7 protein-coding genes and 1 pseudogene are annotated in these 8,491 nt (G+C 72.7%); 5 read left to right on the forward strand and 3 right to left on the reverse strand.

Translation table 11 applies throughout. The annotated features are described in order from the left end of the window. A partial coding sequence (locus tag D8M29_RS06165) for an alcohol dehydrogenase catalytic domain-containing protein (RefSeq protein ID WP_127445851.1) occupies positions 1–859 on the reverse strand: 859 nt, incomplete at its 3' end. Between the two features lie 197 nt (positions 860–1,056). Continuing rightward, a complete protein-coding gene (locus D8M29_RS06170; RefSeq protein WP_127435235.1) occupies positions 1,057–2,565 on the reverse strand; it encodes a sodium:solute symporter in 1,509 nt (502 codons plus the stop codon). 184 nt (positions 2,566–2,749) lie between these two features. Between D8M29_RS06170 and D8M29_RS06175 the strand changes: the two genes are divergently transcribed. From D8M29_RS06175 to D8M29_RS06190, 4 genes are all read left to right on the forward strand, one after another. Next, positions 2,750–3,319, forward strand: a complete 570-nt coding sequence (locus D8M29_RS06175; protein ID WP_127435236.1) for an XRE family transcriptional regulator — start codon at positions 2,750–2,752, stop codon at positions 3,317–3,319. 79 nt (positions 3,320–3,398) lie between these two features. Then, on the forward strand, positions 3,399–4,415 hold the full coding sequence (gene speB, locus D8M29_RS06180; protein WP_127435237.1) for an agmatinase: 1,017 nt from the start codon (positions 3,399–3,401) through the stop codon (positions 4,413–4,415). Continuing rightward, positions 4,412–6,127 (forward strand): thiamine pyrophosphate-binding protein, encoded by a 1,716-nt coding sequence (locus tag D8M29_RS06185; RefSeq protein WP_127435238.1) that lies wholly within the window; start codon positions 4,412–4,414, stop codon positions 6,125–6,127. Before speB ends, D8M29_RS06185 begins: the two co-directional genes overlap by 4 nt. 197 nt (positions 6,128–6,324) lie before the next feature. Then, the gene (locus tag D8M29_RS06190; RefSeq protein WP_238692764.1) at positions 6,325–7,434 is read left to right on the forward strand and encodes a 3,4-dioxygenase subunit beta; all 1,110 of its coding nucleotides are present in this window, start codon (positions 6,325–6,327) and stop codon (positions 7,432–7,434) included. A 23-nt stretch (positions 7,435–7,457) separates the two neighbouring features. Here the strand turns inward: D8M29_RS06190 and D8M29_RS06195 are convergent, their stop codons facing one another. Next, positions 7,458–7,982: a pyridoxamine 5'-phosphate oxidase family protein gene (locus tag D8M29_RS06195; RefSeq protein WP_020621599.1), complete on the reverse strand. Its 525-nt coding sequence runs from the start codon at positions 7,980–7,982 to the stop codon at positions 7,458–7,460. A 73-nt stretch (positions 7,983–8,055) separates the two neighbouring features. Here D8M29_RS06195 and D8M29_RS06200 point away from each other — a divergent pair. Next, positions 8,056–8,491: pseudogene (locus tag D8M29_RS06200) on the forward strand (hypothetical protein); the annotation flags it as partial.

Below are 8,491 nucleotides of genomic sequence, written 5' to 3' on the forward strand. Positions count from 1 at the left end.
GGACCTGGTTCACGGCGGCGATCGGCTGCATCTCATCGGACTCGGAGCCCAGGCCGTGGGCCTCGGAGCCGACGTAGTCCACCGCGCAGTCCACCATCGGCTCGCCGAGGATGTCGTTCACGGCGTCCTGCAGGTTCTCCGTGACGGAGAGGTCGATGGTCTCGCAGCCGTGCTTGCGCACCAGCTCCAGCCGCGAGGCGTCCTGGTCGCCCACGATGATGCACGAGGCGCCCAGCAGCCGAGCGGCGGCCGCGGCGCACCGGCCCACAGGGCCGGCGCCGGCGATGTAGACGGTGGAGCCGGGCTTGGCGCCGGCCGACATGAGACCGTGGAACGCCGTGGGCAGGATGTCCGAGAGCACGGCCAGATCCAGGATCTTCTCCATCGCCTGCTCCTGGTCCGGGAAGCGCAGCAGCTGGAAGTCGGCGTACGGCACGAACAGGTACTCGGCCTGTCCGCCCTGGAAGTCGCCCAGATTGAAGCCGTAGGCGGCACACGCCTGCTCCGGGTTGGCGGTCTCACAGACCTCGGTGCGGCCGGCGCGGCAGTTGCGGCATCGGCCGCAGGCCACGTTGAACGGCACCGAGACGAGGTCGCCCTCCTGCAGGAACTGGACGTCGCTGCCGACCTCCAGCACCTGGCCGGTCATCTCGTGACCCAGCACCATGCCCTCGGGCACGGGGAAGGAGCCGCGGTAGATGTGCAGGTCGCTGCCGCAGATGTTGGTGGCGACGATCTTGAGGATGACGCCGTGCGGGGCGGCGGAGCCGTTGGGCATCTCCAGCTTGGGGAAGTCCAGTTCGTCGACGCGCACGTCCTTGATGCCGTGGAAGGCCACGGCGCGGTTCTTGGTGGTCATGGGAACTGCTGCCTTTCTGTCTCTATCGAGGCCCTGGCAGGGCGGGAGACGGGACGAACCCGAGGGGGAGTCCCGGTCCCGAGCTATACGGAAACACTAGGGGCCGGGAGGAGCCTGAGGAAGGATCGCCCGCCGCCGCATCGTCTGGCCTGACCATCGTGCGGGCATCGGAGGACCGCAGGCCCCGGGCGCATCGGTCAGACCTGCGCTCGGACCGCGGGGTCGACGCCGTGGCGGGAGCGCACCCGCCAGGCCTCGAGGACCGCGGGGTCGGTGGGCCGGGTCATCAGGCTGAGGAGCACGTACACGACGGCGGAGGCGGCCAGGCCGACGTAGATCGGCTCGTTCGCGAAGACGCCCTCGAAGGGCTCGGCCGCGTTCAGCTCGAGCCAGCCCATGGTGCCGAGGGTGCCCACCGTCCCGACCACCATGGACCACAGGGCCGCCGTGCCGGTGCCGCGCTTCCACACGAGGCCGCCGACGATCGCGACGAACAGGCCGCCCACGAGGATGTCGTACGCGATGGTCAGGGCCGCCACCACGTCCGGGACGACGATCGCCAGCCCCAGCACGACGGCGCCGAGCAGCAGCACCCAGCCGCGGTTCGAGGCGAGCTCCGCCGCGGTCTCCGTGGCCGCGTCCTCGGCGACGGCGCCGTCCTCGGCGGCGGTCGCCTCGCCGCGGAGGATCGGGAGGATGTCGGTGCGCATCACGGTCGCGGCCGCGATGATCGCGCCCGAGGCGGTGGACATCATGGCCGCAACGGCGGCCGCCAGGGCCACGCCGCCGACGCCGACGGGCAGCAGGTTCTGGGCGACCCACGCGAACACGTCGTCCTGGGTGGCGATGTCCGCGGTGACCGTGCGGGCGGCCATGCCGATCACGGCGCCCGCGACGCCGTACACGATGCAGTACAGGCCCGCGGTGGCGCCGCCGATCTGCGCCACGCGGGGGGAGCGGGCCGTGAACACGCGCTGCCAGACGTCCTGGCCGATCAGCAGGCCGAGGGTGTAGATCACGAAGTAGGTGACGATCGACTGCACGCCGATCCCGTCCCAGCTGAAGAACTCGGCGCCCAGGCGCTCCTGCATGGCGCTCCAGCCGCCGGCCTTGGCCAGGGAGAGGGGGAGCATGAGGGCGAACAGGCCGATGGTCATGATGAGGAACTGGGCCATGTCGGCCAGGGTGATGGACCACATGCCGCCGAGCACTGAGTAGGCCAGCACGATGCCGCCGCCCACCAGGACGGACAGCCAGCGGTCCCAGCCGAAGAGCACCACGAAGATCGACGCGTAGGCGCCCGTGGAGGTGGCGGCGAGCATGAGCGTGTAGGCGAGCATCACGAAGGAGGAGGCGTGCGAGGCCCCGCCGCGGCCGTACCGCAGGCGCAGCATCTGCGAGACGGTGTAGATCTTCAGGCGGGCCAGGATCGGGGCGAACGCCACCGACAGGATGAGCACGCCGACGCCGATGGCGGCCACGAGCCACGCGCCGGAGAGCCCGAACTCGTACCCCAGGCCGACGCCGCCCACGGTGGCGGCGCCGCCGAGCACGACGGCGGCCATGGTGCCGGTGAACAGCACCGGCCCGAGACGGCGGCCCGCCACGAGGTAGTCCTCCGAGCTGGCGGCGCGGGCCTTGCCCCACCAGCCGAAGGCGAGCATGCCGACCAGGTAAACGGCGACGATGGTCAGGTTGAGGGTCACGGGCGGTCCTTGGGGCGAGGGGATCCGGGGCGCCGGATGCGGGGGCGCCGCGGCGGGACAGGAGTGATCGGCGTGTTGCCGATCACACGAACCGGGTCTACGGTAAACACATGTTGCTTATCAGACAACATGTCGTCCAGGGGGACATCGGCGATGTCGCCTGGCCGACGTCGGGAGGAACGCGATGAAGGCCCTCCCGCTCGAGACCGCGCCGGGCCAGTCGCTGATCGGCCGCCGGCTGCGCGCGCTGCGCGAGGCGCGGCGGCTCACCGTGGCCCAGCTCGCCGAGGCGGCCGGCGTCAGCAAGGGATTCCTCTCCCGCCTCGAGCGGGACCTGACGAGCCCGTCCGTGAGCACGCTCGTGACCCTGTGCCAGGTGCTCGGCGCGAGCCCGGGCGACGTCCTGGACGCGCCCGAGGTGACGGTCGTGCGCCTCGCCGACGCCCCCGCGGTCAGCCTCGGCGGCGAGGGCATCCGCGAGCGCCTGATCACCCCGCGCGGCAGTCGCGACCTGCAGATCCTGCGCGCGGACATCGCACCGCGCGGCCGCGGGGAGGCGGAGCTGTACACCGTGGACTGCCGCGTGGAGGCGGTGCACGTGGTCACCGGCCGCCTCGAGCTGCGGACCACCGAGGCCGTGCACCTGTTGGAGGAGGGGGACACCGTCACCTTCCCCGGCCGCGAGCCTCACTCGTGGGCCAATCCGGACGACCGCCCCGCCGTCGTGCTGTGGACCCTCGTGGGCCACGCGTGACCCCGTGCGGCACGCCCGCACCGGACAGACCAGACCGACCAGACCGAACCGAACCGAACCGCCCAGAGAGGACATCCAAATGCTCGAGATCCCCCGCGTCGAGGACAACGGCCGCCTCGGCCCCGTGAACTCCGCCCTCGTGCCCCGCTACGGCGGCGCCCCCACCTACGCGCTGCTGCCGCGCCTGGACGAGGCGGCCGCGGCCGGCGTCGCCCCGGAGATCAAGGTGGTCGGTGTCCCGTTCGACGCCGGCGTCTCCTACCGCCCCGGTGCACGCTTCGGGTCCGGCCACGTCCGGCAGTCCTCGCGGCTGCTGCGCCCGTACAACCCCGCCACGGACACCTCGCCCTTCGCGCAGGCCCAGGTGGTGGACGCCGGGGACATGGCGGTGAACCCGTTCGCCATCGGCGAGGCCATCGAGACGATCCAGCAGGACGCGATGGACCTCACCGAGGACGGCTCCTCGCTCATGACCATCGGCGGCGACCACACCATCGCACTGCCGCTGCTGCGCGCCGCCTCCGCCCGGGCGGGTGAGCCCGTGGCCCTGCTGCACTTCGACGCCCACCTGGACACGTGGGACACCTACTTCGGCGCCGAGTACACCCACGGCACGCCGTTCCGCCGCGCCGTGGAGGAGGGGATCCTGGACACCGAGGCCATCTCGCATGTGGGCACGCGCGGTCCGCTCTACGGCAAGAAGGACCTCGACGACGACCACCGCATGGGCTTCGGCATCGTCACCTCCTCGGACGTGTTCCGTCGGGGCGTGGACGAGATCGTGGACCAGCTGCGCCAGCGCATCGGGGGTCGGCCGCTCTACATCTCGGTGGACATCGACGTCCTCGACCCCGCGCACGCGCCGGGCACCGGCACCCCCGAGGCCGGCGGCATCACGAGCCGCGAGCTGCTCGAGATCCTGCGTGGGCTGCGCGGGCTCGACATCGTGGGCGCAGACCTGGTGGAGGTGGCCCCGGCCTACGACCACGCCGAGCTGACCGGCGTCGCCGCCTCCCATGTGGCCTACGACCTCATCTCCCTGATGGCCGACCGCCGCGCCACCCGCGCGGCCGCCGGTGAGGAGCCGGGCCGATGACCGACGAGCAGACGACGACGGCGGCCCCGCGGCGCAACGGCGGCGACCTGGCCGTGGAGACGCTTCACGCCCTGGGCGCACGGACGGTCTTCGGCATCCCGGGCCAGCACGCCCTCGGCCTCTTCGACGCCCTGTCCCGCTCCCCGCTGGAGTTCGTCTCGAACCGCGTGGAGAACAACGCCGCCTTCGCCGCCGACGGGTACGCCCGGGCCACCGGCGAGGTCGGGGTGCTGTTCCTCTCCACCGGCCCCGGCGCGCTCACCTCGCTGGCCGGCCTGCAGGAGGCCTACGCCACGGGTGTGCCGATGCTCGTGATCGCCTCGCAGATCCCGCTGTCCGGGCTCGGTGCCCGGCGCAAGGGCATGCTGCACCAGCTGGACGACCAGAAGGCCTCGGCCCGCAACGTCACCAAGGCCCAGTTCACGGTGCACCATGCCTCGGGCATCCCGTCCGCGATCCAGGACGCGTGGGCCGAGGCCGTCACCGTGCCGCAGGGGCCGGTGTGGGTCGAGATCCCGCAGGACGTGCTGCTCGGCGAGGTCATGGTGCCCCCGGTCGAGGACGCCCTGGCCGTGCCCTACGACCACCCGCCGCGCGCCGAGCTCGTGGCCGAGTCCGCACGCTGGCTGCGCGGGGCCGGGCGGGTGGCGATCGTGGCCGGCGGCGGTGTGCGCCGCTCCGGCCGGGCCGCGATGGAGAGCCTGCGGGAGGTCGCGGAGCTGCTCCAGGCACCCGTGGTCTGCTCGCCGGGCGGCAACACCGCCTTCCCGTGGGAGCACCCGCTCAGCCTCGGCGGCTGGGTGGAGGACCGCCTCGTCACAGACCTGCTCGAGGACGCGGAGGTGCTGCTCGTGGTCGGCTCCTCGCTCGGCGAGGTCACCTCGAACTACTTCACGCTCGAGCCGCGCGGCCGCCTCATCCAGGTGGACGCGGAGCCGCGCGTGCTGGAGACCAACCACCCCACGCTGGGTGTGCGCGCCGACGCAGGCCAGGCGCTCGAGGCGCTCGCCGCGGCGCTGCGCGAGTCGGGCTCGGTGGCGCAGGACGCCGCCGTCTGGCACGGCCGCACCCCGGCCGAGGTGGTCGCCGACGTCAACGCGCGCATCACCGCCCGCCTCGATGCCCAGGACCTCGGCGTGGAGCACCGGCTCCTGGCGGACATCCGCGCCGCCGTTCCGTCGACCATGCAGACGTACTGGGACATGACCATCGCCGCCTACTGGGCGTGGAACTGCTGGGACGCGCAGGACGGCGAGTTCCACTCGGCGCAGGGTGCCGGAGGGCTCGGCTACGGGTTCCCGGCCGCGTTCGGCGGCGCGGTGGGCCTGGCCCACCAGGGACGCACCGGGATCGACGGGCGCGTGCTCGCCGTCGCCGGCGATGGCTCGGCGATGTACTCCCTCGCCGAGCTCGCGGCCGCCCGGCAGCACGGTGCGGCGGTGACGTGGCTGATCATCGACGACGGCGGGTACGGCATCCTGCGGGAGTACATGGAGGGCGCGTTCGGCAAGGCCACGGCCACCGAGCTCGACCGGCCGGACTTCCAGGCCCTCGCCGCCTCCTTCGGCGTGCCCGCCGAGACGGTGGGAGTGGAGGACGTGCGCGGCGCGCTCGAGCGCGCGTTCCAGGCGGACGGGCCGAACGTCGTCGTGGTGCAGACCCGCCTGGCGATGTGGGCGCCGAGCCACCTGGGGGAGGCTCCGGAGGTCTGACGCGGCCCGGCGCCGGAATCGCTGACTCGACCCTGAGAGTGTGCGCCACCTTTCCAGGTGCATGTTTCAGCAACGGAGCTGGACCGGCAGGTAGTTGAGACGTCGACCGAGGCGCCGGCGGTCCCGCCCGTGTCAGAAACCGCCCAGGAGATGTCCTGGAACCATCCCGCCGATCTCACGAAAACGTCCGGCATCCGTTGCCATGCTGGCCTCTCGACGCGGCCCGCCACCCGGCGGGCGCCCCACGAGAGGAACTCCAGGGCCCCTGGCTCCCGACCCGCTCCCGCCGTCCCTTCCCCCAGGTCACCGAGGGAGGCGGGGCCCCCGCCGTCACGCCCACCTTCGAGGGCCGGGCCTTCCACCGCCCCGCCGAGGACGTCGAGGACCAGGGCGGCGCCTTCGACGTCGGCACGCTCGTCTCCCGCCGCAACGCGCTGGGCATCTTCGGCGCGGGGGCGGGAGCCCTCGTCCTCGCCGCGTGCGGTGTCCAGGAGGGCGCCTCGTCCTCCTCCGGCTCGACGTCGGCGAGCGCCGGCTCCTCGTCACCCGCGGCCTCCTCGTCGGCGGCGAGCGCCTCGCCGTCCGCCACCCTGACCGAGATGGTCACCGAGACCGCAGGCCCGTACCCGGGCGACGGCTCCAACGGCCCGGACGTGCTCGACGCGTCCGGCATCGAACGTTCCGACCTGACCACGAGCATCGACACGGGCACCGCCGCCGAGGGCGTCCCGCTCACGGTGACGATGAACGTGATCGACATGGCCAACGGCGACGCCGCGATGACCGGCGCCGCCGTGTACCTCTGGCACGCCGACGCGCAGGGCCGCTACTCGATGTACTCGGACGGCATCACGGAGGAGACCTACCTGCGCGGCGTCCAGGTGGTGGGCGACGACGGCACGGTCACCTTCACCACGGTGTGGCCCGGCTGCTACGACGGCCGGTGGCCCCACCTGCACTTCGAGGTGTTCCCGGACAAGGCGTCCATCACGGACGCGACGAACAACGTCCTCACCTCCCAGATCGCCATGCCCGAGGAGCAGTCCGCGCAGGTCTACGCCACCTCGGCCTACGACGGGTCCACGGAGAACTTCGCCGACGTCAGCCTCGAGACGGACAACGTCTTCTCGGACGGCTACGAGACGCAGCTGCCGCAGATCACGGGCTCCGTGGAGAAGGGCTTCGCCATCACCATCGACGTCCCGATCGACACCACCACCGAGCAGGAGCAGGGCGGGATGGGCGGGCCCGGCGGTGGCCAGCCCCCGGCGGGCGGCGAGGGCGGCCAGCCCCCGGCGCGTCCCTGAGCCTTCCCGGCCCGGTCACCGGGTCAGTCGGTCTGGGACTCGTTGCGCTCGGGGTGCGGGCCGAACACGAAGTGGCGGCCGGACACGCGCTGGACGTCCACGCGGACGTAGAAGTCCTTGAGCGTCGGCACCCACGGTTCGATGCCGAGGGACTCGGCCTCCGCGATCTCCGCCTCCGTGTCCAGGCGGCGCGCGGTGCCGTGCACGAGCACGGACCAGGCCTGGTCGGCCAGGATCCCGTCGGCCTGCACCACGACGCGCGGGTTCACCGTGAGCTCGGCGAGCTTCGAGCCGGGCGCGGTGCGGAAGTAGATGGCGCCGTCGTGGGCCCGCACGTTCACCGGCACGATGTCCGGCCGCCCGTCCACGGCCAGCCCGAGGCGCGCGTGGCCCACGCGGCCCAGCAGTCGCCAGACCTGGTCCTCGTCCAGCACCAGGACGGCCTCGCCGTCCGGGTGCTCGAACATCAGGTGGTCCCCGGGCTCCGCGACCGGATCGGGGCGCTGCATCGACGGGGCGTCGTCGGTGTCATGGTGCTGCTGGGTCATCGGGGCCTCCTGGCATGCCGGGACGGGCGCCGTCGGGCGCGGCGCTGAGATCGGGCTCACATCCACTCTATACATGGTCGGTCGCCCGCGAGGCGACGATGTCACCCAGCACCGCCGCCGTCGTCGGCGCCTCGCGGCCCGGGGCGTCCCGACGCACGTGAAGTGGCCGAACGACGTGCTCGCCACGGACGGGCGCAAGCTGTGCGGCGTGCTGGCCACGGTGGCGCTGTCCTCGGACGGCAAGGGGCCCGGCGTCGTCGTCGGGATGGGCGTGAACCTGGACCACCGCGGGGCCGCCCCGGTGGACACCGCCTCGGACCTGGCGGAGTGGATCGGCGCGGACGCCGTGCCCGCGCCCCGGGACCTCGCGGTCGAGCTGCGTGACGCATTCGGCCAGCGCTGGGCGGACGTGGACCGCAACGGCTGTGACACCCGCAACGACGTGCTGCGGCGCGACCTGACACAGGTGCAGATCAAGCCCGGCACGCAGGGGTGCAAGGTGCTCTCCG

Source organism: Micrococcus sp. HSID17227, assembly GCF_003989405.1.
GTDB lineage: Bacteria > Actinomycetota > Actinomycetes > Actinomycetales > Micrococcaceae > Micrococcus > Micrococcus luteus.